This is a genomic window from Candidatus Baltobacteraceae bacterium, assembly GCA_036489885.1.
GTDB lineage: Bacteria > Vulcanimicrobiota > Vulcanimicrobiia > Vulcanimicrobiales > Vulcanimicrobiaceae > JAFAMS01.
In genome coordinates this window covers 273,313-299,656 of record DASXEW010000003.1, presented here as the reverse complement: position 1 = coordinate 299,656, position 26,344 = coordinate 273,313, and the positions used below count along the sequence as shown (strand labels likewise).

Sequence of the window (26,344 nt, the reverse complement as noted above, 5' to 3'; positions counted from 1 at the left end):
GACGAGCCATACCAGGAATAAATATGTCCAATACTGGGCCGTGCGTGGAGAGGTTAGCTGCGTATCGTCGCGCCTAGCTCGGAGCGTAGCGCACCGAGGATTTTGCCGATCGCTGCGTCGGCTTCGGCGTCCGTCATCGTCGTATCATCGCGCTGCAGCACGACGCGCACGGCAAGACTCTTTTTGCCGTCACCGACTTGCGGCCCCCGATATTCATCGAACGCGCCGATCGTGCGCGCCAGCCCATCGAGCGCGCCACCGATGACGTTCTCGATTTGCGCGGCGCTGACGTCGAGATTGACGACGAGCGCGAGATCGCGTGAGATGGTCGGATAGCGCGACGGCGCGACATAGCGCGGAATCACCGGATCCGGGAGCGTGGCAAGATCGACTTGCGCGGCGTGCGCGCGGCCCTCGACTCCCAGTGCGAACGTTAAACGTGGATCGAGCGCGCCGACGATCGCGATGGGTGCGCCGTCGAGGACCAGCTCGGCGCAGATGCCCGGATGCCAACCGGCGTGCCCGGTGACGCGTACGCTTGCATGGCGTCCCGTTACGGCGCGCACGAAGGCGAGCGCGTCGGCCTTGAGCGCGACGAACTGCTCGTCGCTCCACGAATCGCTTTGCGGTTGCGTCGTGCGACGCATGAACGTCGCATGCGTCCGTTCGACGATCTCACTGGCTTCGCCAAACACGTCGCCGATCTCGAAAATCTTGTCGGTTCCGAGTGCCAACAGCGCAGGCAGTAGAGAGAATCGCATGAAGCGCTGATCTTCCGAAAGCGGATTCATGATTTCGACGACCTTCATGTCGAGTGCGGCGCCGCTTTCGCGCCAGCGTTCGTGGATCGAACCCGGCTGTAGCGCAAGCGTGACGACCTCATGATAACCGAGCATTGCGAGGGCGCTCGCGACACGTTCTTGGCGCTTGTATGCGGTGCTGGCAATATGTTGCTCTGCAACCGGCGGCGTCGCGACCGCGACGCGATCGTAGCCGATCAGGCGCGCGACTTCCTCGACCAGGTCCGCTTCGATTGCGATGTCGCTTCGCCAAAGCGGGACCTGCACTTCGAAGGTGGTCTCGTCGTTTGCACGCGAGGTGACGCTCTCGAATCCCAGCGCGCCAAGAGCATGAACGATCTCGGCATCCTCGAGCTCGAATCCGAGCAAGCGCGGGATTTCGCGCTTACGCAACGCGATGATCGCCGGCGCCGGTACAGGGACACCGAAGCCGTGCGGGGCGTGAATCGTCGCGCCTTCCTCGGAGAGCAGCTTTGCGGCGCGCGCGGCGCCGGCATCGGTAAGCGCGAGCGGAAGATTCCGTTCGTGCCGGGACGACGCATCGGAACGTAACGCCAGTTCCGCGCCCATTCGCCGCACGCGTGGCCCGGAAAAATTCGCGGCCTCGATCACGATCTCACGCGTGGCCGCCGTCACTTCGCTTGCCGCTGCGCCTTTGAGTCCCGCGAGGCACTGCGTCTCGCGCTCGTCGGCAATGACGAGTGCGCGGGGAGTTAACGTGCGATCGATGCCGTCCAGCGTTCGCACCTGCTCGCCATCGCGCGCGTCGCGCACGATCAGGCGGTGGCCCGCCAGTTTGTCGTAGTCGTAGAAGTGCAGCGGTTGCCCGGTCTCGAGCATGACGAAATTCGAGATGTCGACCAAATTGTTGATCGGACGCTGCCCCGCAAGCGCCAGGCGTATGCGGACGGCCGTCTTTGCGGTTCGCACCGTGACATTGGAGACGCGTTGCGCGACAAAGCGATGGACGTCCGGACTTTCGAGCGTAACCGTGAAGTCGCCGCCGGACGCATAGGTGACGACGCTATCCGGTTCACGCACCGTCGTGCCGAACGACGCCGCCAGCTCGCGCGCGAGGCCGAGCATCGACATCACGTCGACGCGATTCGAGGTGATCTCGACTTCCAAAATGTCTTGATCGAGACCGAAGAGTTTGATGACGTCCGCGCCGAGCGGCGTGTCCGCGTCGAGCTGCAAGATCCCATCTTCAAACCACTCGCCGTCGAGCCCAAGCTCGTTGGCAGAACCGAGCATCCCCTCCGAGTCGAGCCCGCGCATCTTGCGGGGGGCAATGACGAGACCGCCCGCAAGCTCCGCGCCGATCTTCGCAACCGGGACGATCTGTCCGGCGGCGACGTTTTCGGCCGCGGTCGCGATTTGGAGCGTGGCGCCGTTGCCGATATTCGCGGTGCAGACTTGCAAACGATCGGCGTTGGGGTGTTTCTCGACGCGCTCGAGCTTGCCGACGACGACACCCGACATCGGTTCGCGCGTGATGATTTCTTCGACCGGAAAGCCGAGCATCGCCAAGCGGTTGACAATCGTGTCGGTGTCGGCGGGCAAATCGACGTAGTCGCGCAGCCAAGCAAGCGGTGTTCTCACGCCAGCTGCTCCAAGAACGACGGCTCGTTCCAGATGAATTCGCGGATGTCGCCGATCCCGTACCGGATCATCGCGAGGCGCTCGATGCCGACACCAAAGGCCCAGCCGCTGACGACATCGGGGTCGTACCCTCCCCCCACTGCGCGCAGCACGTTCGGATGCACCATCCCCGAACCGCCGATTTCGATCCAACCTGAACCGCCGCATGTGGCGCAGCTGGCGGTCGCGCCACCGCAACGCGGGCACGTCGTGTCGATTTGCGCCGATGGTTCGGTGAACGGAAAGAACGAGGGCTGGAACCGTACGTCTTGATCCGGACCGAAAAGCTCGCGGCACATTCCGATTAGCATGCCCTTGAGATGGCCGAAGTGGATGCCCTCGCCGACCATCAGGCCTTCGATTTGATTGAACTGATACAGATGGCGCGCGTCGACGGCATCGCGGCGATAGCATTTTCCGGGGATGACGATCGCAATCGGCGGACCATGTTTCTCCATGGCTCGAATCTGCATTGGCGATGTGTGCGGACGCAGTAGCAAATCCGGACGCAAATAAAACGAATCAAATCCTTCGCGCGCCGGATGATCGGGCGGAATGTTGAGCGCGTCGAAGTTGTGACGCGTCGTATCGACCTCGGGCCCGAGCAGCACCGCGAATCCGCGTGACTCGAAATACGCGCACGCGGCCTGAATCGTTTTACGAATCGGATGCAGCGAGCCGATTTGCGCCGGCACGTTGTGCAGCGTGACGTCGACGTTGTTCTCGAGCTCGCGCTCGAGCTTGAGCGCGCCGAGTTTTAGAGCAGCCGACTCGAGTTGCGCCTCGAGTCCCGTGACTGCGTCGTTGATTGCCTTACCGGCCGAAGGACGTTCCTCCGGCGGCAATTTGCCGATGCCGCGCCGGATTTCGGTTATTTTTCCGGAGCGTCCGAGGTACGTTACGCGTAGATCTTCGAGCGTCCGTTCATCGCGCACGTCTTTCAGGGCGGCGCCAAGCTCCGACGCAAGTGTCGTTAAGCTTTCGCTAAGGCTCATTGCAGCGGTCTTACGCAAAAACAAGACGCTCGGCCTTTTGCCGAGCGTCAAACATCAGATAGAGATTGTCTCGAGGGTCAGACGGTAACCGGTGAAGGGTTCAGTTTTCTGTACATCAAGTACGCGTTTACGGAACCCGTATTGGCGAAAAGTTTCCAGAAAAATTCGGACGTTCGCAAGGGCGGTACCCCGTAGTTGTTTCCGAGACTGACGTGGATTGTATCACCGGACTTGTGGGCCGCCAAGACTTGACAAGAGGCTTGACATGACCTCAAATTTTGGGGCGAAAACGGGGCGAAAAGGACCATTCGTAGAGGACGATCGCGCCCGCGATCCCGGCATTGAGGCTCTCGGTCGGCCCCGCATGCGGGATGGCGACGCTTGCATCCCAGTGGGGCAGCCAAGCCCCCACCCCGCCTCTCTCAGACCCAACGGCAATGATGGGGTTCGGGGGGAACGTAAACTCGGGAAGCGGGGTCCCGTCACGGTCGGCGGCGATGATCGGCCGGCGGCCGCTCGCGGCCCCCAGAACGAGCTCGGCGGCGGGCGATATGCCGTGCGGAAGGCGGAAAAGAGATCCCATCGCGCCGCGGACGACCTTAGGATTGTACGGATCGACGCCGCCTTCTCCGAAAATGATCCCCGCGGCCCCGAAGGCCTCCGCGGTCCGCACGAGCGTCCCGGCGTTCCCAGGATCGGAGACCCCGGCCAGCAACAGCAACAATCCCGGCCGCTCCAAAAGCTCGGCGAGTGGGCAGCCCTGCATCCGCGCCACGGCGACGATTCCCGGCGGCGAATCCAGATCCGAAAGCCGGTCAAGGGCTCGGGTCGAGACTTCGATGAGCTCGGCCCCGGCAATCTCGGCGCGTCGCATCAGCGAGCCGGCGCTCTCGCCGGCCTCGGCCGTAGCCCGGACCTCGAGGATGGAGAGCCGGCTGTTGAGGGCCTCTTCGAGCAGCGAGGGACCCTCGATCAGGAAAAGGCCGTGTTCGCGGCGGCTCTTCCTTCTAAGCAGGCTCCGGACAACGTCGGGCGACAGTGGCACGCATGCGGCTTAGCGCGGATTTGATCGAAGGCCTCGCGTTGGTCGCGATCGCGATCGGCATTACCGCCGGCGGCCGGTCGCTGCTGGCCGAGCTGCACTTCTTCGAGATTCCGGCGTTCGTGCTGCTCGGGCTCACGGTCATCGCGCTCGCCGCATCGATGCGCCGCGTCAACACGCGTCTTGCGATAACCGTTCGCGCAGCGTATCTGACTGGCGTGATTCTCGCGTTCCTCGCGGTTATTTTTCCGGCGCGCTGGAGCTCCGGATCATCGATCGCAATGGTCGATATCGCGATTGTTTTCGATTTGTTCACCCGCTTCGCACGTTCGAGCTAGGACCTTCGGCCCATTCCCATTAGTTCGCGCGTACCAACGCGCGCAGTCGTTGCGCCCATACAAACGACCAGTTTCTGAATTGCAGATGAGAACGAGCGCGCGCACGATGTACAAGCGTACTAACGATCGAGTGTCTCATCGTCTCTATTTCATGCGAGAGTACGTTTTATTGATAAAGCGACGGGAAAATAGCCGCCGTGCTTGTCGTTCTAGATTTGGCAGAGATCGAAGAACCCGTCAAGCTCTCAATTCTTCTCTAGCGCGTGATATCGAGAGCAAAAATGAAACGAATATTTCTCGCCATAGGTGTCGTCGCAACGGCATTTTTGATTGGTTGCGGCGGTGGAGGCGGTACGTCGCCATCTGCACCTTCGAATCCAGGTGGTCCCGGTGCACCAACTGCGCCGCCGGGCGGCGGCGGTTCAACTCCGACTCCGGGACCGACACCAACACCATCACAATCACAAAATCCGGCAAGCACGGTCGTTACGATCGGCAGTCCGGGAGCAATCACCAAGAGTCAAGTCAACACGCTGGCAAACGGCGTGACGCAAGTGATCAGCACGGTCGGCCGTATCACTGCGACGCAAAATGGTACGCCGATGGCGACCGGTGCGCCCATCAACGTTTCGGTCACCAGCAGTGACAAGAGCGGCACCACGTGCCTCATCTATGTCGCAAACGGTGCTTCGACCGGCACTGCGTGCACGTATCCGGCAGTCAACTCGACGCCTCCGCCGGTAACGATCGCGCGTGTCGGCGACGGTGTCGCGGTTCAGTACAATGACGGACCGAGCGCACCGGGCGGAACGTTCAGCATCAACGGCAATGCGCCGGGAGCGAGTCAGCAACCGGCAGCGGTAACGATGAGCAATCCCGCAGTCGGGATTGGGCACACGGCAAATAATGCCGGCATCTTACCGTGGGGCGGCGGCGTCGCGTACGCGAACGGCGAGATCTACTATACGCAGAATAATGCGATCAACCCGATCGGCATGGTGTCGTACGCCAACGGCGTGGCCGGCACTTCGGTTGCGAACATGGTTGCAGCCGGTATGAGCAATGCGCCGGCCGGCGGTCTCGTAATCGGGCCCGATGGAAACCTGTGGGGCACCGAGCAAAACGCGAGCAAGGTGTTTGAAGTCGCGCCCGCCGGTGGTCTCGTAACGGAATACGCGATCACGTGCACGGGCGGAAACGCGCAAACCGGCATTGTTTCCGGTGGCGGATTCGTCTGGGCGTTGTGCGGCAACACCGGAACGCACGACAATCTCCACAACTGGCTCAATCGCATCACGCCGGGGAACACGACGATTGCATCCTGCAACGTTCCGACGACGTATAGCGCGTTCGGAAACGGCGCAGTCTACTCCAACGGCACGCTGTACTCGGAAGAAGTGACGGCGGGCGGCGGAGACGGCGACTGGGTTTCAATTCCAACCTCGACGTCGGGTAGTCCGTGCGGCGGCGCAATCTTCGAATCCAACCTAGGAAACGCGCCATTCCTCGGCCGCGGAAGCTTGACGATGATCGGCTCGAACCTGTACTCGGAAGTCGATCAAATTTCGGCCAACACGTCCTTCACAAGTCCGGCCGCACCGGGGACGAAGTTCGTCTTCTCGCAAGGCGGCGGCGGTCTCGTACAAGACGGCATACTCGGCAGCACTGTGGTGTTCGGTGCATCGGACGAGATGGATCTCGACATGCACGCATCGTGGGCATCCTCGACGCGCGCAACTCTCACGGCAACCCTAGCACTAAGCGCCGGCAGCGGAGCCTCGAATGCCGGCGAGTGCGAAGTCGGATTCAACACCGGCGGTGGCAACGGAATGATTCAACTTCCGGACGGGAAGTTGGCTTGGCCCGTTGCAACCGCGGGTGCCGAAACGGTTCGCAACTGGCTCTGCATCGCCAACCTCTAGACACGACAAAACGCCTAGCACAGAACGGCCCGCGAGAAAGACTCGCGGGCCGTTTCTCTAAGCCGCGCACATGACGCTCAAATCGTTGTGGTCGCGCTACGTCTATCGCGGCAAAGTCGTCAGCTTGCGCATCGAGGAGCTTGAGTTTCCATCGCGTCGCGACGTGGTCGAAATCGTCGAGCATCGGGGCGCCGTCGTCATCGCAGCGCAGCCCACGCGCGATTCGATCGTGCTTGTCGAGCAGTATCGTTATCCGATCGGAAAGCGGAATTGGGAAGTCCCGGCCGGTTCGATCGATCCGAATGAAGGTCCGGATGCGTGCGCGGTGCGCGAGCTGCGCGAAGAGACGGGTTACACTGCCAAACGCATCCGCCGCTTGTGGTCCGCGTATTCGGCACCCGGCTTTTGTACCGAGCTCTTACATTTTTATGCGGCCGAAGAGCTCACGGCCGGTAAGCGCGCGCCTGATCTCGGCGAAGAAGACATGGTCGTAAAAACGTTCACGCTCGACGAGGCCTGGGCCATGGTCGAGCGCGACGAGCTTCCCGATGCGAAAACGCAAATTGCGATTGCGTGGGCTAAAATGCGATCGTAGCCGCATCGCCTCCGGCACTGGACGTGATCGTCACGACGCAGCCGGCGGTATTGCCGAGATGATAGAACGTGAATTTTCCGCTGGACGTGATGTAGCCGGAAAACGGCGGCGCACCGGGTTGTCCGCCTCCGACGATTTGCAATGTGCGAATGCACTGCGGGCTCCCGCCCGCGATGAAGTAGGTTCCGGACGGCACCGTGCCTTGCGACGCGCTGACCGTAACGGATTGACCGTCCGACAGACTCGGCGGCGTGTACGTTGTCTGGCCGTTGAGGAGGACGGGGCCGAAGGCGAGCGTCAGGGCTGCCACGCTGAGGATCGTTTTCATGCTCGCCTTTTTCCCCGGCGAGCGCGCTTGCTAGACCGCCGTCCCGAGCGAGTCCTTCGCGAGAGCGAGCAGACGTGCGAACGCTTTCTGGTCGCTGACCGCAAGCTCGGCGAGCGCCTTGCGGTTCACCGCAACGCCGCTTTTCTTGAGGCCCGCCATCAGGCGTGAATACGAAAGCCCCTCGCGCCGGGCCGCCGCGTTGATGCGCGCGATCCACAGCGAACGAAAATCACGCTTGCGCGTGCGGCGGTCGCGAAATGCGTACGCCAGTGAATGCAGCAGCGCTTCGTTCGCAACGCGATAGTTACGCCGGCGCGACGCCCGAAAGCCCTTGACGAGCTTCATGACCTTGCGGCGGTTTTTGATCTTGTTGACGCCGCGCTTTACTCTAGCCATTTCTTACGTCTACCTCCGGCCTAAAACAGATAGGGGATCTGCGGGCGAAAACGCTGCAGATCGCTCGGCGAAGTCTGCTGATCTTTGCGAAACTTGCGTTTGCGATTGCGCGACTTCTTGCTGAGAATGTGACCGCACCCGCTGAACTGATGGCGATGCAACACCTTACCGGTGCTGGTCACCTTAACGCGTTTGGCGGTTCCGCGATGGGTCTTGATCTTAGGCACTGGAGGCACTTTCTATTTGCGGCGTGGGTGTTTCTTCGATGTCTTCTTCGTGGTCGGCGTCTTGCTGCTCGGCTTCGTGTTGCTTATCAGCCGCGGCTTGTTTTTCGGCTTCGTGTTTATCGTGGTGTGTGAACTTCGGCGGTCCCAGCGGCGACTGTCGCGGCGAGAGAATCATGAACATGTTCTTGCCTTCCAGCCGCGGCTCGCGTTCGACGATTGCGAGGTTCTTGAGATCTTCAGACATGCGATCGAGTAGACGGCGTCCGAAAGAGGTGTATGTGATTTCGCGCCCGCGGAACATGATCGTTACTTTGACTTTTCCGCCGTCCAGGAGTAGCCGCTCGGCCATTCGTGCTTTGACTTCGTAGTCGTGCGTCTCGATTTTGGGACGCAGTTTGACTTCTTTGAGCTCAAAGCCGCGATGTTTCTTGCGTGCGTCTCGATCTTTTTTTGCTTGCTCGTACTTCAGTCGTCCGTAATCGGTTATTCGGCAGACGGGTGGAACCGCAGTCGGTGAGACTTCGATCAAATCGAGTCCGCGTTGGCGCGCTAGGTCGAGCGCGTTTTCCGTCGGCATCACGCCGAGCTGCGAACCGTCATCATCGATGACGCGCACTTGGCGAATTCGAATCTGCTCGTTTATGCGAAGTGGTCGAGCTGCTATGAAGGACCTCCCAGAAAAAACAAAGTGGCGATGCCGAAAGCATCCCCACAAATCGAACCTGCCGACGGTCCGTTCGCGGACCGGATCGCCCGCAGGCATCCGGTGAGGGGCCCGGCCCCTACTTCGGCGACCCCGAGCATACCAGAGGCCGCCCCTGGGGTCAAACCGGCTGCGGTCGCGAACACTAGTGAAGGACGGCCAAGCAGCCGTAAACTTAAGAAGATGATTTCGAGCATCCCAACCATCGGTTCCCTAGGCGCCGCACTTGACACCACCCTCGGGGCAACGGCCGTTTCCGGCCTTCCCCACGTGGTGCTGAGCCAGCCGTCCGCGCCCCCGGCCTACTCCCTCCAGCAATCCGAGGTCGCGCAGTACTCGAAGAATGTCTACTCCGTGCTGCTCAACGGCCTGACGGCCCAGCTGGGTGGGAACGGGACATCGGTCGGTGGGGCCATCGCCCGCGAAAATTTATTGGGACCTTTTGGGACTCCACCCCCACCGGCGGGCACCGCGGCGGGTATACCTTATGCACCGGGGGCCAACCATAACGACTATGCGGCTCAGGTCATGGCGTCGCTGAGGTCGCTGGCCGGCAACGGACAGATCTTCCAAACGGAGAATTCAAAGAAGCATTGAGCCTGCTCTCGCCTGTTTCGATTTGGCTTCACGAGCTGACGTACGTTGCGCCGGTCAGTTCGAGCACGTCCGCTGCTTCCAGCCCGATTGCGAGTCCGTCGAGCGCGAGTGATTTCGCCGCCTCGTACTCTCCCGAGGTTTACGCCGTCTACCTTAACGGTGTGAGTTCCGGTTCGGTGCTCGAAAACGACATCTACGCTTCGGCGCTGACGCGGCCGGGCGGCGCCCCGCCCGAGATTCCGTCACTTCCGCCGATCGACGGTGCGCAGCAAGTTATTGCCTCGCTGCGATCGCTCGCCGGCTCAGGTCATATCCTCAGCGCACCGGTACAAACGGGAGCGGCAAGTACGGCCGTGGTTCAAAGCTCGGCTTCCCGTTCGTCTGCGCCCGCAACGACCCGATAAGCTCGAGCGCTTTCTCCATCTGCGGATCGTACCCGGCGCGCGAGTCGTGCGGTGCGATGTCGACGTCGTAATCCGGATCGGTTCCATAGTTCTCGACGCCCCAACCGACGTCGACGAACCAAAATGAAAACTCCGGCTGCGTCGTGATCGTGCCGTCGACGAGATGGTGGGACGGATTGATCCCGATGACGCCGCCCCACGTTCGCTTTCCGACGAGCGGCCCGAGCTTGTAAAGCTTGAACGCGTGCGAGAAAATGTCGCCGTCGCTGCCTGCGAACTGATTCGTGAGCGCGACCATCGGGCCGCCGACGGATTCCGGCGGATACGGAACCGGCGGTCCGTAGCGCATGACGTCGTAGCCGATGCGTTTGCGTGCGAGTTTCTCGAGCAGCAGTGGTGAGACGTGACCGCCGCGATTGTATCGGACGTCGACGATCAAGCCGCTACGATTGAACTCGGTGAGAAAGCCGCGATGAAATTCCGAGAATCCCCACGGCCCCATGTCCGGAATATGGAGATATCCGACGGCACCCCCGGTGCGTGCGTGCACGTACTCGCGATTGGCGGTGACCCATGCACGATAGCGCAACGTCGTTTCGTTCTCGAGCGCCTTGACGAGAACTCGGCGCCGTTCGCGTTTCTTGCCGGACAGAATCGTCAACGTGATGTCACGATCCGCCGCGTTGGTCAGAAGCTCGTCGACACTAATGGTTCGCTCGACCGGGTGTCCGCCGACGGCGACGATCGCGTCACCGACTTCGATTTCGAGTCCCGGCGCTGCCAGCGGTGAATCGAAGTTGCGTTCCCACGAGTCGCCGCGATAGATCCGCTCGATGCGCCAACCTTCGAGGCGATCGTCCCACGCCAAGTCGCATCCGAGAAAGCCGCGTTTGTAGCTGGGTGCAATGCGATAGTCGCCGCCGATTTCGTACGCGTGCGACGTTCCGAGCTCGCCTTGCATCTCCCAAATGAGATCCGAGAGCTCGCCGCGCGCGCGAACGCGCGGAAGAATTCGCGCATAGCGTTCGTAGACGACGTCCCAATCGACGCCTGACATTCGCTCGTCCCAAAAATGCTCGTGCTGCAGGCGCCATGCTTCGCGCAGCATTTGCGCCCACTCGTCGCGCGGTTCGACGAGGACGCTGATGCGCGCCAAGTCGATCCAGCCCGAGCGTCTGCCGGGTTCGGCGCCGGGCTTTTGCTCGTCGGCGTCGTCTTCGGGGAGATCGCCGCCGGCGTCGATTGCACGCAGCCGATCGTGTGACGAATAGACGAGCGTACGATAGTCGGACGCGAGGCGCACTTGATCCATTTCGTGCGCGAGCGTGACCAGACGTTGCGAATCGAAATCGTAGGCGAGCAGGTCGCCGAGCTGCGCTTCTTCGTCACTCCAGCGTTTCGTTGGTACCTTGATCGCCTTGAGTGGGAAGCGCGTGAAGAGTAGGCGCCGCCGAACCGCAACGATATCGTCGTAGCGGCCTTCTTCGACCGGAAACGCAATGACACGTCCCGTAATGTCGTCGAAGTCGATCTCGATTTTTTCCGCCTTGGGCTTCTTTCCGATCTCGTCGTCGGAACGATGCTCGCGATGTAGCGGCGCCGGCTTGGGGACGAACGGCGAGGGCACGTCTTTACGGAGTGCGACCGCGAATGGACGCATCGCAAACGGAAAGCTCAGATCGAATTGCAGCGCGTCGTAGACCGGGTTGAAATCGCGCGTCGAAAGAAAATACAAATAGTCGCCGTCGGGATCCCACGCGACATTGGCATCGACGCGCAACGGCGACGTGACGTCGTGCTTTTCGCCCGACTTCACTTTGCAGACGCGAATGATTCCGACGTCATGCTGCGGTGACCACGTGTATGCCAGAAAACGCCCATCCGGAGAGAATGCCAGGCGCGACGTTACGTCGCCCGGACTCTCGTCGATTTTGCGCAGGTCGCGATTCTCGGAATCGAGGATGAAAAGCTCGCGGCGGTGGTTCGTGAACGCCACCAAATTGTTCGCCGGCGAAACTGTGAGCTCGACCACACGCCCGATGCGCGAGTCGGTGAGGACGTGCGGTTTTTCAGTCTGGTCCTTGCTGAGATCGACGTCGATGATGCGCTCGTAACCCTCGGCGTCGTCGACCATAACGAGGCGCGAGGCGTTCGGCATCCACTCTGCGAGGCGGTAGCGTACGCGACTTCCGCGTCCGTGATGCGTCACGGCCTCTTCCCAGAGCGGCATCGTGTACGGCTGTCCGCGCGAGACGAGCGCGACTTGCGTGCCGTCGGGCGACGGCGCGAAGTGCTCGAGGCGATCGGAGCTCTCAACGAAACGCCGAACCGTTTGCGGTGCGGTCGATGGTGTCGAGACGTCGATCGTACGCACGCTGCTGTCGACAGTATCGAGGACGCGTAGCTCGGAGCCCGCCCCGTAGACGATCAAACGTCCGTCAGTCGACGGGTAGCGAACGTAGTACTCACGCTCGTCGGTGTGCTTGCGAAGATCGTTGCCGTCATTCGCACAGGAGTAGATGTTGGCGATGCCCTCGTGATCGGAGACGAAGAAGACGCGTTCGCCTATCCAGAGTGGCCACACCAAATTTCCGCGTAGCGTGATCAGTCGCCGGAAGGTTCCCGCACCCGACGGATCGATCCACAAGTCTCCCGCGGTTCCGCCGTGATAACGTTTCCAGCGCGCGGCGTCGATCGCGTTGCGTCCGATCAGCGTCGCGTTGTTCGGTGAGACCGAGATTGTGGCGACGTGGCCCAAATGCAATGGTCTCGGCGCGCCCCCTTCCGTCGACACTGCGAACGCCAGTGTTTCGCGCTCGAACGGCGAGCCGTGGTCAGATGTGAAGTAAATTTCGCTGCCGTCGGCGCTCCAGCCGCAGACGACGCAAACGCTCGCACCGATGAAGGTGAGCCTGCGCGCCCGGCCGCCTTCGGCGGGCATGAGATAGACCTCGGGGTGGCCTTCCTCACGTCCCACGAAAGCGAGCAAACGACCGTCCGGTGAGAAGCGTGGGAACGAGATCTCACTGACGCTTGTCGTCAGTCTTCGTGCTATTCCGCCGCTTAGCGCGGCGAGCCAGAGATCATCTTCACTTACGAATGCAACATGTTCGCGAAAAGCCGTAGGGTAACGATAATATCCAGGGTCCATCGGACCCTGAGCCTTGGCTTTAAGGGGAGGAGTTCCCGCGGCCGCGACCTACAAGGTGCCAATGGACCTCATCGCTTCGCCGCCGGTTATCTGGAAGGCCAGGTAGTTAATGGCCGGAACGCCACAAAGCCCGCAACAGCCTCCACGTTTTGACAAAAAAGTCGGGATCATCGGACTCGGTCGCATGGGTTCGAACATCGCGAAGCGGCTTTTCCATGCACACGTTCCGATCGGCGTTGTTTACGATAAGAACACCGCGCTCGCTGCGCAACTTGCGCGCGAGCTGCGCTGCTATCACGCGCAAAAACTCGCTGAGGTCAATGCCAACGCCGAGATCGTTTTCACGGTCGTAAGCGACGACGAAGCCGTAAATACAATCTACTCGGAGAGCGGCGACAGCCTGCTCCTGGGTGCCGGCGGAACGTCGTTCATCGAGTGCAGTACCGTTTCACCGAAGTTGCATCTCGAAGTTGCGAAGCGCGTCGCTGCGCGCAACGGACGATTCATCGAAGCGTGCATGGCGGGTTCCGCGCCGCAAGCGCACGACGGAACGCTCTACTTGATTCTCGGCGGCAACAAATTCGTCGTCGATCAGCTCGCGCCGATCCTGCGTATGATGTCTCGCACGCAAGTTTACGTCGGCGAGATTCCGCGCGCAGCGGAAATCAAAGCTCTCGTCAACATGGTGATGAACATCAACACCGCGGGGCTTGCCGAAGGGCTTGCGCTCGGAAGCGCGCTCGGCATCAACCTCGACGAGCTGCGTGAGATATTCTCACGCACTGGCGCCGCGTCACGCGTGCTGCTGAGCGACGGCGAAGATATGCAGAAGCGCGAGCACACGACGTACTTTGCCGCCGAACACGCGCGCAAGGATTCGGGCATCGCGCTCGACATGGCGAAGGAAGCGAAGCTGACGCTGCCGCTCGCGGAAGCGACCAAAGCGCAGTACGACACGATGGTTGAGGTCGGACTCGGCCACATCGATAAATCCGGCATCTCCGAGCTTACGTTTGCGGAACGTCGCAAGCGCTACATCCAGCCCGCGCCGGAACAAAAGGTACCAACCGCAGCTCCGAAATGAGGACGCCGCGGACGCCGTTCCTCGCGACGCGTCCGGCTTCTCCGCGCGACTATCTCGGTGCGGGTTCCGTATTCTTCATCGTTCTCGTTATCGCGGGCGCGATTGCTCCGTACGCCGCGATAAAGACCGGCATCAGCGACGACGTCATCGGGTTTTGCCAAGTCGCGTCGATCGCATTTCAGCTGACGACCGCCCTGCTTCTCTACGGGCAATGGCGCTCCGGGCGCCATCCGTCGACCGGGTTTCTTGCGATCGCATTCGCGTTCAGCGCAATCGTGACGGCGATCTTCGTCATCGAGTATCCCAACTTGGTGACGGCCAGCGGCGTCGTCCCGGTCGTTCCGAGCACCGTCGGGTATTTTGCATTTGGATGGCAGCTCGGCACGTACGTGCTGCTCGGCATTTTCGCAGCGACGTCGCAACGGCTGCGCCCATTCGACAACGTCATTTGGATAACGGCCGGCACGGCCGGAACTTTAACCATCGGGCTCGTGCTGTTGGTCGTTTTCGACGGTCCGGCTCTGCCGCTGCTGGCAGTCAACGGGCACTTCACGCCGATCAATCAGTTCGTGTGGCACCCGATCACGCTCTTGATCGGCGTGGCGACGCTCATAGCCGTCGTCGCCGCGACGCGCCTCAAGCGGTCGATCGACGTGTACGCCGCGCTGTTCCTTTCCGGACTCGTCGCGGATGCGTACCTGCTACAAGTTGGCTCGGAGCGTTTTTCATTCGGACGCATCGGCGCACGGCTTGAGGTTTTGATCGTTTCTGCGACGGTCGCGTTTGTGATGATCCGGCACGTCAATCTGCTGTATCGCCAGCTTACGACCGAGAATCGACGTCTGGCTCGTGCTGCGATGGTCGATCCATTGACCGGCGTCGCAAATCGCCGTGCATTCGACGTGCACATCGAAGGGCTGCAAGGCAGTGCGGTCTTGCTGATCATCGACATCGATCACTTCAAGAACTATAACGATCTCGAAGGTCACCGTGCCGGCGACGATTGTATTCGCCGCGTCGCGCGTGCGCTCGCGGCAAACGTGCTGCGTTCCGAAGATTTGATCGCGCGCTACGGCGGCGACGAGTTTGCGGCGATCTTGCACGACATCGATCTCGACGACGCGATCCATGTCGCAGAACGCATCCGCCGCGCCGTCTCGGACCTCGCTATTCCGGCTCAGGAAGCCGGCGCGTCGATTACGGTCAGCATCGGCCTCGCGGCATTCTTGCCGGGTGAAGATACGGCCGAGCTCGTGCGCCGCGCCGACGAGGCGCTGTACCGGGCAAAATCCGATGGCCGGAATCGCGTCGCATTCGACGAAGAGACGGCCCTCGAAGCATTATGAGTCAACAACAGATAACATTCGACGACGGCAAAACGACGACGCTGGAGACGTGGGGTTCGGGCGGTCCGAACATCTTGTGCATCCACGGCATGACGAGCTCGCGCAAGTCCTGGAACCGCACTGCGGGCGCACTCGAGCTTGCTTACAGCGTGCACGCGTACGATCAGCGTGGACACGGTGATTCGGCCGCGATCAAAGGACCGATGAGCTTCAAACGCATCGTGCGCGATTGTATCGAAGTGCAAGATGCGATCCCGGGCGGAATCGACACTATCATCGGGCACTCGTGGGGAGGGGCCGTTGCCATACTCGCGGGTCTGCAGATGGGGGTCTCGCGCATCGTCGCGATCGATCCGATGTTTCGTCCGTGGGGACGCACGTCGTGGACCGAGCATTGGCATGAGGAAATGGATCCGATTCTGAATCTGCACGGCGCCGACCGTGAACGGAAGATCATGGAAGAATACCAGGGTCTTCCGGACATCGAGGTTCAGGCCAAAATTCATGCTCTGCAGCATATGACGATCGATCCGCTAATCGGCATCGGCGTCGAGAACGGAGCCGACGAAGGCAAGCTCGATCTGCGCGAGAGTATCGTGAACTATCCCAAGCCCCTGTTGTTTATGCTTGCCGACGAGTCCGACTCCGTCGTCCATCGCGATGACGTCAAGTTCATTCGCGAGCACGGCGGCTCGAACGTGACGATGCGTGTGTTCCCCGGGCAAAGCCACAGCCTCCACCGGACGGGATTCGACGAGTACATGCGTGTGCTCGACGCATATATCAGCGTTCCCGCCTAGTTAGGTTCCGTCGACCACCCCGCCGATGAGATTGCTCGAGCTGAGAATCTCGTCGCCTGCGCGCAGCGTCGTTTGATCGAGCGCCGCATACACGTCGCGTAGTGCGCGATGCGCAGCCTCAACTGCGCACGGCAAGAAACGCACGCGTTCGCCCGGACGATGCTGCGCGAAGCGTCCGACATCGGCGTGCGTCAATGTGCCGAGCTTCGGATAGCCGCCCGTCGCTTGATGATCGGCCATCAAGATCACCGGTTGGCCCGCGCCGGGCACCTGAATCGCGCCGAGCGGAATACCGTCCGAGACGATATCAAAGCCGGCTTCGTGCGTCAGTTTTGGACCTTCAAGCCAATAGCCCATACGATCGAAGCGTCCGCTGACTGTGTAGCTTTCGGAGAAGAACGTTTCGCGCGCAACGCTCGTGAAGTAATCATCTTGCGGCCCCAGCACCACGCGGACCGGCGCACTCGAGCGTTCGAGTAAGGGCGTGCGTAGCGTTCCTTCCATTAAGCTCCGGGTCGCGCCGGCACGCACACTCAGAACATCCCCCGCACGAAGCGCACGGCCTTCGAGTCCGCCGATCGCAAATCGCGCATACGTTGAGCGGCTGCCGAGCACCGGCGGAACGTCGATGCCGTCTGCGACCGCGAGATACGTCCATGTGCCCCACGCGCCTGCGCTTGCGCGCAGTTGCTCGCCGGGCTGCAGCGCGATCGCCGCTGCAGGCGGCAAGCGTGTGCCGTCGCGGTCCCACAAGAATCCGCCGCCGGCGAATGCAATCATGAGCGGCGCACCTTCGCACACGACTTCGATTCCGGCCATCGAAATCTCGATCGACGCAGCGTCCGGTGGATTTGCGAGCGCCTGATTCGCGAGGCTGAACGCGATCCAATCCATCGGCCCCGATGCAACGATGCCGTAACGGAGATACCCGAATCGTCCGGCATCCTGAATGGTCTCGCCGGGTCCGGCACGCAGGATGCGCAAGCGTCCGTTCATTTTGCGTGGCCCGATTGGAGCCTCTCGAACGTTGCGTTGTCGATTGGCTCGAATCGCACTTCGTCGCCGACGTCGAAAATGAACGGCGATTCGCGTGCGAGATCGAAGATGCGCAGCGGCGTGCGGCCGATCATGTACCATCCGGTCGTCATCGTAACGCCGGTGATGACGACTTGCTCGGCAGCGATCAGCACGGCGCCCGTCTGGGCCGGTGAACGCGGTGTTGCGCGGCGTGGGATCCCGATTGCCTCCGGCAAGCGGCCGAGGTACGCAAAGCCTGGGAGAAATCCGAACATGTAGACGCGATACGGCGTGTTCGTGAAGATGTCGATGATGCGGTCTTGGCTCAAGTTCAAGTGCTGCGCAACCTCGGCGAGATCTTCCGCGTGCGGAGGCGCATAGCAAACCGGAATCGTGCGCACCTTCGGCTCGATAAGTACCGAGCTTGTTTGCGCGAGCAGCTTCTCGACGCGAGCAATGATCTGGTCCCGTTCGATGCTCCGTGCATCGTAGTAAATCATCAGCGAGCGATACGTCGGTACAGTTTCCGTAACGCCATCGATCTTCGCTGCCGTAACGGCGGCATCGAGCGCCAGCACGCGATCGTGCAGCGCTACGTCGACGACACGGCCGAACTCGACGATGACCGCCGAGTCACCGGCGTCGAGGAATTTAGGCGGCGAAGGGTTTGAGCTTGATTCCGGCACGTTCGAGACCTGCACGCACCTTGCGTCCGATTGCGACGGCGCCGGGCGTGTCGCCATGCACGCACACGCTTTCGATCTTGGTGTGAAGCCGCTTACCGCTCGTCGAGATCACCGCGGATTCCGCCACCATGTCGACGACGCGCTGCATAACCACATCGGGATCGTGAATGACGGCACCTTCGATCTTGCGTGACACGAGCTGTCCATCGTCGCCGTACGCGCGGTCGGCGTAGATTTCGTGAACTAAACGCAGTCCGGCTTCTTCGCCGGCGCGCTGCAGCTGCGAGCCGCCGATGACGAGAAGCGCGAGCGATGGATCGACCGCCTTTGTTGCACGCGCCACGGCGCGAGCGATCTCGATTTCCTCGGCTGCCATATTGCCGAGGGCGCCGTGTGCTTTCACCGACGTGAGCTTGTGTCCGACAAGCGTTGCCATTGCGGCCGCGGCGCCGATTTGATACGCGACAAACCGAATGATCTCATCGGTCGAATATGGAATGCGCCGACGCCCAAATCCCCACAGATCGGGAAATCCCGGATGTGCGCCGACCGCGACGCCGTTTTTCTTGGCGGCGCTCATCGTTTCGGCCATCACCTCGGGATCGCCGCCGTGAAATCCACAGGCCACGTTTGCCGTCGTGATAACTTCGAGCATCGCCATGTCGTCGCCGAGCTTGTAGACGCCGTAGCTCTCGCCCATGTCGCAGTTCAGATCCATCGTGGGAACGAAGTTCTCTCCATGAACAAGCGCGTCTTGCTAGCCAGGCGGCCCCAAGGCGAACCTGTCGATTCCGATTTCCGATTCGTCGAGGAACCGGTTCCGGCGCTCGGCGACGGACAAGTGCTGCTGCGAACGCGCTATCTTTCGCTCGATCCGTACATGCGCGGACGGATGAGCGCCGCGCGCTCGTATGCAAAGTCGGTCGAAATCGGCGAGATGATGGTCGGCGGCGCCGTGAGTGAAGTCATCGAGTCCAAGGACGCGTCGTTTCGCAAAGGTGATTTCGTTCTTGGCTACACCGGATGGCAGACGGAGCACGTCAGCTTGGGCGACGGACTTCGTAAGCTCGATCCGAAAGCCGCGCCGGTTACTTACGCGCTCGGCGTTCTCGGTATGCCCGGTCAAACCGCGTATTGTGCGCTGCTCGATATCGGCAAGCCGCAACCCGGCGAAACAGTCGTCGTCTCTTCCGCGTCCGGAGCGGTCGGCAGCGTCGCGGGACAGATCGCAAAGATCAAAGGTTGCCGCGTGATCGGCATCGCGGGCAGCGATGAAAAGTGCGCTTACGTGACGGCGGAGCTTGGCTTCGATGCGTGCATCAACCGGCGTACCGAAGACCTCAGCGCCGCGCTAACGGCGCACTGCCCGGGCGGCATCGACTTTTATTTCGATAACACCGGCGGCCCGATTTTGCATGCAGTTATGGGACAGCTGAGCCTTCACGCACGCATCGCGATCGTCGGGATGATCGATCAGTACAATGCCCTCGTCCCTCCGCCCGGACCGAACCCGCGTCCGATGCTGACGATGCGCGCAACGATGCAGGGCTTTCTGGTCAGCGACCATCAGGCGCATGTGGCGGCCTTCGAGCGTGACGTCGCCGGATGGCTGCGTGAGGGGAAGATACGGTACCGGGAAGACGTGGTCGAGGGCCTCGAGAACGCGCCGCGCGCGTTGATCGGGATGCTTCGCGGGGAGAACTTTGGAAAGCTGATCGTCAAGGTCTGACGAAGCCAGGAGCAGCCATGGCCAAAATGATCGAACGGGCAACGCCCCTCAAGCGCAGCGGACCCGGCTCCGGTGCGACCGACCGGACGATCTCCGACATACCGTTAAAAGAGCTGTACGGCCCGGAGGATACCGCCGCGCTCGATCTGGAGCGCGATCTCGGTAAGCCGGGTGAGTATCCGTACACACGCGGCATCCATCCGTCGATGTATCGCGGACGTTTGTGGACGATGCGTCAATTCGCCGGCTTCGGAAACGCGAAGCAAACGAACGAGCGCTATCATTTCTTATTGGCGCAAGGTCAGATGGGTCTCTCGGTCGCGTTCGACATGCCGACCTTGATGGGTTACGACTCCGACGCCCCGCAGTCGCTCGGTGAAGTCGGCAAATGCGGCGTTGCGATCGACTCGCTCGCCGACATGGAACAGCTCTTCGACGGCATCGACATGGGCGCGATAACGACCTCGATGACGATCAACGGTCCGGCCTGCATCGCGCTCGCGCAATACGTTGCGGCCGCGGAGAAGAAAGGGATCCCACGCCGTTCGCTGGGTGGCACGATTCAGGCGGACATTCTCAAAGAGTACATCGCGCAGAAAGAGTGGATCTTTCCGCCGCGCCCGCACGTGCGCATCATCGTCGACATGATGAAGTTCTGCACGGAGCAGATGCCCAAGTGGAACACGATCTCGATTTCGGGTTATCACATCCGTGAAGCCGGGTCGACCGCCGTGCAAGAGCTTGCGTTCACGCTTGCCGACGGATTCGCGTACGTCGAGGCCGCGACGAAAGCCGGAATGGACATCGACAGCTTTGCGCCGCGTCTGTCGTTTTTCTTCAACTCGCATATCGACTTCTTCGAGGAGATTTGCAAGTTCCGCGCGGCGCGCCGCATCTACGCGCGGCACATGCGTGAAAAATACGGTGCAAAGGATCCGCGTTCTTGGCAGCTGCGTTTCCACACACAGACGGCCGGTTGCAGCGCAACCGCGCAGCAGCCGCTCAACAATGTCGCGCGCGTTGCCTTCGAAGCGATGGCCGCCGTACTCGGCGGCACCCAGTCGCTGCACACCAATTCGATGGACGAGGTCCTCGCGCTTCCGAGCGAGCGTGCCGTCGAGGTTGCGTTGCGCACGCAACAGGTTCTCGCTTACGAAACCAACGTGACGAACGTCGTCGATCCGCTCGGCGGATCGTACTTCATCGAGTCATTGACCGACGAGATGGAGCGGCAAGCCGAAGATTATTTTCGCCGCATCGAGGAGTTCGGCGGCTGCATCGAGGCCATCGAGGCCGGGTTCTTGCAGAAAGAGATCGCGGACGCGTCCTACAGCTATCAGCGCTCGCTCGAAACGCAAGATCGTATCATCGTCGGCGTCAATGCGTTTGAACGCGAAGGTTCCGAAAAGGACATCGAGCTGCTGCGCATCGAGCCGAAGGTTGAAATGGAGCAGGCGAAGCGCGTCAAGAGCACGCGAACGAATCGCGACGCTGCCGGCGTCGAGAAGGCGCTGGCCGCGCTCAAACGCGCCTGCGCCGATTCATCGATCAACGTCATGCCGCCGCTCATCGACGCGGTGAACGCGATGGCAACCGAAGGCGAGATTGTCGAGGCGATGGTCTCGGTCTATGGCCGCTACACGGAAACCCCACGTTACTAGGTATGTTGTTGCGAGGCCGGCGAAATCACCGTCGCATGTTTGATACGGTGATGGGCCGAGCGCAACCGGGGGCCCCGACCGCAAAGCGGTTGGGGGGCGCGCAGCCTGGGGCGGAGCGCCTTTAAAATGGAAAAGAAACGCCCGCTGCGCGTCATCGTCGCAAAGGCGGGTCTGGACGGACACGACCGCGGCGCGAAAGTTATCGCGCGTGCGTTGCGCGACGCCGGGATGGAAGTGATCTACACCGGACTGTTCCAAACACCCGAACAAATCGTGAATACGGCGATTCAAGAGGATGCCGACGGCATCGGGCTTTCGATACTCTCGGGCGCGCACATGACGCTCTTCCCGCTCGTCGTCGAGCAGCTCAAAGAGAAGGGCGCCGGCGACATCGTCTTTTTCGGCGGTGGAACGATTCCGCCGGATGACGCCGTCGAGCTCAAGCGTCTCGGCGTCCGCGAAATCTTCACGCCGGGAGCGCCGCTCTCGGATATCATTAAATTCATCGAACGCGAGTGCGGCAAGCGGCGGGAATTGGTCGGCTAACAACGCTCTCGCCGCGAGACGCCCAGCGAAAACTTGCCGAGATCGAAAAGCGTTTGGCCCGTCCGCCGCACGCGGTCGAGGATTTGTTCGCGCGCGCACAGCTCTTCGAAATGCTCGGCCGCAACGACGATGCGCGCGAGGCCTATTTCGCATTGCTTTCGGTTGCGCCGTCGCATTTCGGGGGACTCAACAATCTCGGCAACGTCCTGACCCGTTCCGGAAAGCGGCGCGCGGCGCAAGCCGCGTATGAGGAAGCGGTTCGCCAGCATTCGCAAAATCCGGTCGGACACGTGAGCCTCGGCATCTGCATGCTCGAGCTTGAGCAGTTCGAAGGTGCGCGCCACGCGTTCGAAACGGCGCTATCGCTCGATGCGACCAATGCCGCCGCGCATAAGGGCCTCGTCTATCTGTTCAGCCGTACCGGCGATGAGGCCGCAGCGGATCGTCATCGCAAGCTCGGCTTCGGCGCCGAACCCATCGAAGTGCTGCCGTATCTCGGTGAGGGAAAACCAACCGAAGTGCTCGTCCTGGTTTCGTCGACCGGCGGAAATCTCGATGCGGAGAGTCTGCTCGACAAACACGTCTTTGCGACGACGAAGCTCTACATCGAATACGCCGATCCGGCCAAACCCTTACCGCGGCACGATCTCATCTTCAACGCCATCAGTGATGCGGACGTCGCGGCCGACGCCCTGCAACGCGCACGTGAATTCGCGACGGGCGCGCCGCTGATCAACGCTCCCCACGCGGTCATGCCGACGGGACGTGCCGACAATGCAGAGCGGCTGCAGTCACTCCAAGACGTCGTTGCACCGCATACGTGCGTGATCGCGCGCGAGGTACTCGAACGCGAGGGCACTGCCTCTCTCGAAGCGCTCGGCTTCACCTTTCCCGTGCTCTTGCGTTTACCGCGACAGCACACCGGCCGCCATTTCGTTCTCGTCGAAAAATCCGACGATCTCGCCGCGGCCATCGCACAGCTGCCGGGCGACGAATTCTTTGTAATCGAGTATCTCGATGCGCGCGGCGTGGATGGACAAGCCCGCAAGTATCGCGTCATGTTCGTCGACGGAAAGATGTATCCGTTGCACCTTGCGGTTTCGCCGCACTGGAAGATACATTACTTTTCAGCCGACATGACCGAGAACGCGGCAAATCGCGCCGAGGACGAACGCTTTCTCGCCGACATGCACGGCGCACTCGGGCCGGTCGCGATCGCTGCGCTCGAACGGATTGAACGGACGCTCGGCCTCGATTACGCCGGCATCGACTTTGCGGTCGATGCGCAAGGCCGCGTGTTACTTTTCGAAGCGAATGCGACGATGGTCGTTGCACAGCCGGGAGCCGATGCCCGTTGGGACTATCGGCGCCCTGCAGTCACCGCAATCTTGAACGCGTTCAAGGATATGGTGATGGGGCGGGTAAGAGTCTGAGCGTGTCTGTCAAACCGCGCGTACGATTTGCGCCCTCACCGACGGGATTCTTGCACGTCGGCGGCGCGCGTACGGCCCTCTTCAATTATCTCTACGCGCGCAAGACCGGCGGCACATACGTGCTGCGCGTCGAAGACACCGACGTCGCGCGCGAGCGTCCCGAGTATCGCGAGGAAATTTTTCGCGCGCTGAATTGGCTCGAGTTGCAGCACGACGAAGGACCCGACGTCGGCGGAGAATACGGACCCTACAATCAGCGCGAAAGACTCGAAGGGTATCGGGCTGCGCTCGAACGGCTCGTGCAAGCCGGGCGCGTCTATCCGTGTTTTTGCGCGTCGCGCGCCGACGAAGTCGCGCAGGATGACGAGCCCCTGCAGAAGAGCACAGCATGTCAATGCTCGTCGCTCTCTCCGGCTGAAGTCGTGTCGCGTACCGCCGCGCTCGGGACGTCGCCCGCAATGCGCTTTCGGGTCGACGCAGCCAGAACGTATCGCGTTAACGATCTCATTCGCGGCGAGGTCGAGTTTCCGCCGGGCGAGGTCGAAGATTTCATCGTCGTCAAGGCCGGCGGCGGCGGACCGCTCTACAATTTCGCAGCCGTCGTCGACGACGCGGCGATGAAGATTACGCATGTGATTCGCGGCGAAGAGCACCTTGCAAATACGCCAAAGCAAGTCGCCCTCTACGAAGCGCTCGGCGAACCAATTCCACAATTCGCCCATCTGCCCATCATCCTCAACGCGGAGCGCAAGAAACTCTCGAAACGCGATGGCGCAACGGGGGTCTCCGAATATCGCGGACTCGGCTATCTTCCCGATGCGCTCGTCAATTTTCTGGCGCTGCTCGGGTGGTCGCCGCCCGGTGGTGAGCTCGAAATCATGGCGCGCGAGCAGATGATCGACTTGTTCGGTCTCGATCGCGTGCAAAAGCACGGCGCGATCTTCGACGTCGTCAAGCTCGCGTGGATGAACGGCGAGTACATTCGCACCGTGCCGCTGGCAGCGTTCGTCGATTTGACGATCGAAATGCTCGCGAATGCGCCGGATGCGGCCGCGCTTCGAACGGACCGTGCGCACGTCGAAGCCGCCTGCACGCTGCTGCGCGAACGCATCAAGACGATCGATGATCTCGTCTCGGGCTCGCGGTACATCTTCACGACCGATGTGGTGATTCCGTGGGACGAGCAAGCCATTGCCAAGCGCGCCGGAACGCCGGAAGCCCGTGAACGCCTGCACGATGTTGCGGAGGCGTTGCGCGGCATTCAGGCTGAGTGGACGCGCACGTCGATCGAAGAAGCGATTCGCGGGCTTGCGGAGCGCAAAAGCATTAAGGCCGGCGAATACATCGGCGCGACGCGCGTCGCGATCACCGGTGCGGCAGTCTCGGCCGGATTGTTCGAGACCGCCGAAGTTCTCGGACGTGAGATTACGCTCGGACGAATCGACGCATTTCTGCGCGCGAATCCGTCCAAGGTGACCGCATGACGACGAACGGCACTGCGCCGGTGACCGCGAGCACGAGCTCCGCGATCGTACTGGCGGCCGGCAAGGGCGTGCGCATGAAAAGCACAACGCCCAAAGTCCTTCACGAGATTTGCGGACGCCCGATGATTTGGTGGGTGCTGCGCGCGCTGCGCGACGCCGGCGTTACACGCGTGGTCGTCGTCACAAGTCCCGAAAACGACGCGGCGATCGCCGCCGTCGCCGACGTCATTCCGGACGTAAAGATCGACACCGTCATTCAGAGCGAACAAAAAGGCACGGGTCACGCTGTGCAGATCGCGCTCCAAGCGATGAAGCCGCGCGAGGGCACGATTCTGATCGCGTACGGCGACATGCCGGCGGTCGACGGTCCACTGTTTCGCTCCGTCGTCGCAGCTTGCGACACGCTAACGGCGTTGGCGATGGTGACCGCCAAGATGCCCTTGCCGTCGAATTTCGGACGCGTCATCCGTGATGGCGATTTGGTGATGCGGATCGTCGAAGCGCGCGATTGCAGTCCCGACGAGCTGCTGGTCGATGAGATGAATGCCGGAATCTACGCGTACGATGAAGTCTCATTGCGAAGCGTGATCGGAAATCTGAACACCGACAATTCGCAAGGCGAGTTGTATCTCACCGATACGATCGCGATGCTCGCCCTGCGTGGCGATCGTGTGGTGCCGGTCCAAAGCGACGCTGCGACCGTCATGGGCGTGAACGATCGAGCCGAGCTTGCGCGCGTGCGGGCGGTGATCAATCTGCGCCTGTGTGAGGAATACATGCGTGGCGGCGTGACGATCGTCGATCCGGCGCGCACGTACGTCGAGCCCGATCTCGTCTTCGGAAACGATGTCGTCGTCGCGCCCAATACCACGATCGGGGGATCGACGGTCATCGGAAGCGGAACGCGCATCGGGCCCAATTGCCGGATTTACGGTGCGACGATCGGCGAGTCGGCACAAATCACCGAGAGCGTCGTACTCGACAGTACGGTCGGCGCGCACGCCGTCGTCGGTCCGTTCTCGCATCTGCGCGACGGTGCGCGTCTCGAGCCTGACGTCGCGATCGGCAATTTCGTCGAGGTCAAAGACTCGAAGCTCGAGCGGGGCGTAAAAGCGCGGCATCTTGCGTATCTGGGCGATGCGGAGATCGGCGAAGGTTCGAACATCGGCGCCGGCTCGATCACGTGTAATTTCGACGGTGCGAAGAAACACAAGACGAAGATCGGCAAGCGCGTCAAGATTGGTTCGGACACGATGCTCGTCGCCCCGGTCGAAGTCGGCGACGATTCGGTGACCGGCGCGGGCTCGGTCGTAACGCGCGACGTCGCACCCGGCGACCGCGTCGCCGGCGTCCCCGCTAAGTCAATTAAAAAGACACCAGCGAAGTAGCCGCCGTGTTTCGCGCGCCGCGCACCGCGGC

General features: G+C 61.4%; 25 protein-coding genes. 14 read left to right on the top strand and 11 right to left on the bottom strand.

Annotated features, from left to right (window positions below; translation table 11 throughout):
• Positions 1–53: 53 nt before the first annotated feature.
• The 3 genes from pheT to VGG22_07395 all read right to left on the bottom strand — a co-directional run bounded on the left by pheT (position 54) and on the right by VGG22_07395 (position 4,481).
• Positions 54–2,402 carry a phenylalanine--tRNA ligase subunit beta gene (gene pheT, locus VGG22_07405; GenBank protein HEY1728180.1) on the bottom strand — a complete coding sequence of 783 codons (2,349 nt, stop codon included), beginning with the start codon at positions 2,400–2,402 and terminating at the stop codon, positions 54–56.
• Positions 2,399–3,436, bottom strand: a complete 1,038-nt coding sequence (gene pheS, locus VGG22_07400) for a phenylalanine--tRNA ligase subunit alpha (protein ID HEY1728179.1) — start codon at positions 3,434–3,436, stop codon at positions 2,399–2,401. The genes pheT and pheS overlap by 4 nt, the downstream gene beginning before the upstream one ends.
• A 271-nt stretch (positions 3,437–3,707) precedes the next feature.
• Positions 3,708–4,481, bottom strand: coding sequence for an RNA methyltransferase (locus tag VGG22_07395; GenBank protein HEY1728178.1), 774 nt, complete (start codon positions 4,479–4,481; stop codon positions 3,708–3,710).
• A gap of 2 nt (positions 4,482–4,483) precedes the next feature.
• Between VGG22_07395 and VGG22_07390 the strand changes: the two genes are divergently transcribed.
• The 3 genes from VGG22_07390 to VGG22_07380 all read left to right on the top strand — a co-directional run bounded on the left by VGG22_07390 (position 4,484) and on the right by VGG22_07380 (position 7,333).
• Entirely contained in the window at positions 4,484–4,816 is a 333-nt protein-coding gene (locus VGG22_07390; GenBank protein ID HEY1728177.1) for a hypothetical protein, read from the top strand.
• 281 nt (positions 4,817–5,097) lie between these two features.
• Positions 5,098–6,738, top strand: a complete 1,641-nt coding sequence (locus tag VGG22_07385) for a hypothetical protein (protein HEY1728176.1) — start codon at positions 5,098–5,100, stop codon at positions 6,736–6,738.
• Positions 6,739–6,808: 70 nt separating this feature from the next.
• Positions 6,809–7,333, top strand: coding sequence for an NUDIX hydrolase (locus tag VGG22_07380; GenBank protein ID HEY1728175.1), 525 nt, complete (start codon positions 6,809–6,811; stop codon positions 7,331–7,333).
• On the opposite strand, the gene VGG22_07375 is transcribed toward VGG22_07380, so the two are convergent.
• Genes VGG22_07375 through infC form a run of 4 tightly spaced genes read right to left on the bottom strand, consistent with a single transcriptional unit; the run spans position 7,317 to position 9,047 of the window.
• Positions 7,317–7,661 carry a hypothetical protein gene (locus VGG22_07375; GenBank protein ID HEY1728174.1) on the bottom strand — a complete coding sequence of 115 codons (345 nt, stop codon included), beginning with the start codon at positions 7,659–7,661 and terminating at the stop codon, positions 7,317–7,319. The two genes, VGG22_07380 and VGG22_07375, sit on opposite strands and share 17 nt — an antisense overlap.
• 30 nt (positions 7,662–7,691) lie before the next feature.
• Positions 7,692–8,057: a 50S ribosomal protein L20 gene (gene rplT / locus VGG22_07370; GenBank protein HEY1728173.1), complete on the bottom strand. Its 366-nt coding sequence runs from the start codon at positions 8,055–8,057 to the stop codon at positions 7,692–7,694.
• 20 nt (positions 8,058–8,077) lie between these two features.
• Positions 8,078–8,284 (bottom strand): 50S ribosomal protein L35, encoded by a 207-nt coding sequence (gene rpmI, locus VGG22_07365; protein HEY1728172.1) that lies wholly within the window; start codon positions 8,282–8,284, stop codon positions 8,078–8,080.
• The gene (infC, locus tag VGG22_07360; GenBank protein HEY1728171.1) at positions 8,277–9,047 is read right to left on the bottom strand and encodes a translation initiation factor IF-3; all 771 of its coding nucleotides are present in this window, start codon (positions 9,045–9,047) and stop codon (positions 8,277–8,279) included. Before infC ends, rpmI begins: the two co-directional genes overlap by 8 nt.
• 123 nt (positions 9,048–9,170) lie before the next feature.
• Between infC and VGG22_07355 the strand changes: the two genes are divergently transcribed.
• Both VGG22_07355 and VGG22_07350 read left to right on the top strand, forming a co-directional pair.
• Entirely contained in the window at positions 9,171–9,584 is a 414-nt protein-coding gene (locus tag VGG22_07355; GenBank protein HEY1728170.1) for a hypothetical protein, read from the top strand.
• The gene (locus VGG22_07350; protein HEY1728169.1) at positions 9,581–9,988 is read left to right on the top strand and encodes a hypothetical protein; all 408 of its coding nucleotides are present in this window, start codon (positions 9,581–9,583) and stop codon (positions 9,986–9,988) included. Before VGG22_07355 ends, VGG22_07350 begins: the two co-directional genes overlap by 4 nt.
• Here the strand turns inward: VGG22_07350 and VGG22_07345 are convergent.
• Positions 9,900–13,139 (bottom strand): PDZ domain-containing protein, encoded by a 3,240-nt coding sequence (locus VGG22_07345; GenBank protein ID HEY1728168.1) that lies wholly within the window; start codon positions 13,137–13,139, stop codon positions 9,900–9,902. The two genes, VGG22_07350 and VGG22_07345, sit on opposite strands and share 89 nt — an antisense overlap.
• Before the next feature lie 109 nt (positions 13,140–13,248).
• On the opposite strand from VGG22_07345, the gene VGG22_07340 reads away from it, so the two are divergent.
• Genes VGG22_07340 through VGG22_07330 form a run of 3 tightly spaced genes read left to right on the top strand, consistent with a single transcriptional unit; the run spans position 13,249 to position 16,369 of the window.
• Complete coding sequence (locus VGG22_07340; protein ID HEY1728167.1) at positions 13,249–14,223, top strand: NAD(P)-dependent oxidoreductase; 975 nt, start codon at positions 13,249–13,251, stop codon at positions 14,221–14,223.
• Complete coding sequence (locus VGG22_07335; protein HEY1728166.1) at positions 14,220–15,569, top strand: sensor domain-containing diguanylate cyclase; 1,350 nt, start codon at positions 14,220–14,222, stop codon at positions 15,567–15,569. Before VGG22_07340 ends, VGG22_07335 begins: the two co-directional genes overlap by 4 nt.
• A complete protein-coding gene (locus VGG22_07330; GenBank protein ID HEY1728165.1) occupies positions 15,566–16,369 on the top strand; it encodes an alpha/beta hydrolase in 804 nt (267 codons plus the stop codon). The genes VGG22_07335 and VGG22_07330 overlap by 4 nt, the downstream gene beginning before the upstream one ends.
• On the opposite strand, the gene VGG22_07325 is transcribed toward VGG22_07330, so the two are convergent.
• The 3 genes from VGG22_07325 to VGG22_07315 are packed head-to-tail and all read right to left on the bottom strand — an operon-like array spanning position 16,370 to position 18,790.
• Positions 16,370–17,365 (bottom strand): biotin-dependent carboxyltransferase family protein, encoded by a 996-nt coding sequence (locus tag VGG22_07325; GenBank protein HEY1728164.1) that lies wholly within the window; start codon positions 17,363–17,365, stop codon positions 16,370–16,372.
• Positions 17,362–18,087: a 5-oxoprolinase subunit PxpB gene (pxpB, locus tag VGG22_07320; GenBank protein HEY1728163.1), complete on the bottom strand. Its 726-nt coding sequence runs from the start codon at positions 18,085–18,087 to the stop codon at positions 17,362–17,364. Before pxpB ends, VGG22_07325 begins: the two co-directional genes overlap by 4 nt.
• Positions 18,038–18,790, bottom strand: coding sequence for a 5-oxoprolinase subunit PxpA (locus VGG22_07315; GenBank protein ID HEY1728162.1), 753 nt, complete (start codon positions 18,788–18,790; stop codon positions 18,038–18,040). The genes pxpB and VGG22_07315 overlap by 50 nt, the downstream gene beginning before the upstream one ends.
• Before the next feature lie 21 nt (positions 18,791–18,811).
• Between VGG22_07315 and VGG22_07310 the strand changes: the two genes are divergently transcribed.
• The 6 genes from VGG22_07310 (at position 18,812) to glmU (ending at position 26,313) form a co-directional block, all read left to right on the top strand.
• Complete coding sequence (locus tag VGG22_07310; protein HEY1728161.1) at positions 18,812–19,801, top strand: NADP-dependent oxidoreductase; 990 nt, start codon at positions 18,812–18,814, stop codon at positions 19,799–19,801.
• 17 nt (positions 19,802–19,818) lie between these two features.
• On the top strand, positions 19,819–21,462 hold the full coding sequence (locus tag VGG22_07305) for a methylmalonyl-CoA mutase family protein (GenBank protein ID HEY1728160.1): 1,644 nt from the start codon (positions 19,819–19,821) through the stop codon (positions 21,460–21,462).
• Positions 21,463–21,588: 126 nt separating this feature from the next.
• Positions 21,589–22,008, top strand: coding sequence for a cobalamin B12-binding domain-containing protein (locus VGG22_07300; GenBank protein ID HEY1728159.1), 420 nt, complete (start codon positions 21,589–21,591; stop codon positions 22,006–22,008).
• Positions 21,978–23,441: a tetratricopeptide repeat protein gene (locus tag VGG22_07295; GenBank protein ID HEY1728158.1), complete on the top strand. Its 1,464-nt coding sequence runs from the start codon at positions 21,978–21,980 to the stop codon at positions 23,439–23,441. Before VGG22_07300 ends, VGG22_07295 begins: the two co-directional genes overlap by 31 nt.
• Positions 23,442–23,443: 2 nt before the next feature.
• Positions 23,444–24,925, top strand: a complete 1,482-nt coding sequence (gene gltX / locus VGG22_07290; protein ID HEY1728157.1) for a glutamate--tRNA ligase — start codon at positions 23,444–23,446, stop codon at positions 24,923–24,925.
• Positions 24,922–26,313 (top strand): bifunctional UDP-N-acetylglucosamine diphosphorylase/glucosamine-1-phosphate N-acetyltransferase GlmU, encoded by a 1,392-nt coding sequence (glmU, locus tag VGG22_07285; GenBank protein ID HEY1728156.1) that lies wholly within the window; start codon positions 24,922–24,924, stop codon positions 26,311–26,313. The genes gltX and glmU overlap by 4 nt, the downstream gene beginning before the upstream one ends.
• The last annotated feature ends 31 nt before the right edge of the window (positions 26,314–26,344 follow it).

What these genes read in the sequence shown, in the direction of transcription:
- pheS (HEY1728179.1), bottom strand. Translation starts at nt 3,436, where the DNA reads ATGAGCCTTAGCGAAAGCTTAACGACACTTGCGTCGGAGCTTGGCGCC.
- VGG22_07390 (HEY1728177.1), top strand. Translation starts at nt 4,484, where the DNA reads ATGCGGCTTAGCGCGGATTTGATCGAAGGCCTCGCGTTGGTCGCGATC.
- VGG22_07385 (HEY1728176.1), top strand. Translation starts at nt 5,098, where the DNA reads ATGAAACGAATATTTCTCGCCATAGGTGTCGTCGCAACGGCATTTTTG.
- VGG22_07380 (HEY1728175.1), top strand. Translation starts at nt 6,809, where the DNA reads ATGACGCTCAAATCGTTGTGGTCGCGCTACGTCTATCGCGGCAAAGTC.
- VGG22_07375 (HEY1728174.1), bottom strand. Translation starts at nt 7,661, where the DNA reads ATGAAAACGATCCTCAGCGTGGCAGCCCTGACGCTCGCCTTCGGCCCC.
- rplT (HEY1728173.1), bottom strand. Translation starts at nt 8,057, where the DNA reads ATGGCTAGAGTAAAGCGCGGCGTCAACAAGATCAAAAACCGCCGCAAG.
- infC (HEY1728171.1), bottom strand. Translation starts at nt 9,047, where the DNA reads ATGCCTGCGGGCGATCCGGTCCGCGAACGGACCGTCGGCAGGTTCGAT.
- VGG22_07355 (HEY1728170.1), top strand. Translation starts at nt 9,171, where the DNA reads ATGATTTCGAGCATCCCAACCATCGGTTCCCTAGGCGCCGCACTTGAC.
- VGG22_07345 (HEY1728168.1), bottom strand. Translation starts at nt 13,139, where the DNA reads ATGGACCCTGGATATTATCGTTACCCTACGGCTTTTCGCGAACATGTT.
- VGG22_07340 (HEY1728167.1), top strand. Translation starts at nt 13,249, where the DNA reads ATGGCCGGAACGCCACAAAGCCCGCAACAGCCTCCACGTTTTGACAAA.
- VGG22_07335 (HEY1728166.1), top strand. Translation starts at nt 14,220, where the DNA reads ATGAGGACGCCGCGGACGCCGTTCCTCGCGACGCGTCCGGCTTCTCCG.
- VGG22_07330 (HEY1728165.1), top strand. Translation starts at nt 15,566, where the DNA reads ATGAGTCAACAACAGATAACATTCGACGACGGCAAAACGACGACGCTG.
- VGG22_07325 (HEY1728164.1), bottom strand. Translation starts at nt 17,365, where the DNA reads ATGAACGGACGCTTGCGCATCCTGCGTGCCGGACCCGGCGAGACCATT.
- VGG22_07315 (HEY1728162.1), bottom strand. Translation starts at nt 18,790, where the DNA reads ATGGATCTGAACTGCGACATGGGCGAGAGCTACGGCGTCTACAAGCTC.
- VGG22_07310 (HEY1728161.1), top strand. Translation starts at nt 18,812, where the DNA reads ATGAACAAGCGCGTCTTGCTAGCCAGGCGGCCCCAAGGCGAACCTGTC.
- VGG22_07305 (HEY1728160.1), top strand. Translation starts at nt 19,819, where the DNA reads ATGGCCAAAATGATCGAACGGGCAACGCCCCTCAAGCGCAGCGGACCC.
- VGG22_07300 (HEY1728159.1), top strand. Translation starts at nt 21,589, where the DNA reads ATGGAAAAGAAACGCCCGCTGCGCGTCATCGTCGCAAAGGCGGGTCTG.
- glmU (HEY1728156.1), top strand. Translation starts at nt 24,922, where the DNA reads ATGACGACGAACGGCACTGCGCCGGTGACCGCGAGCACGAGCTCCGCG.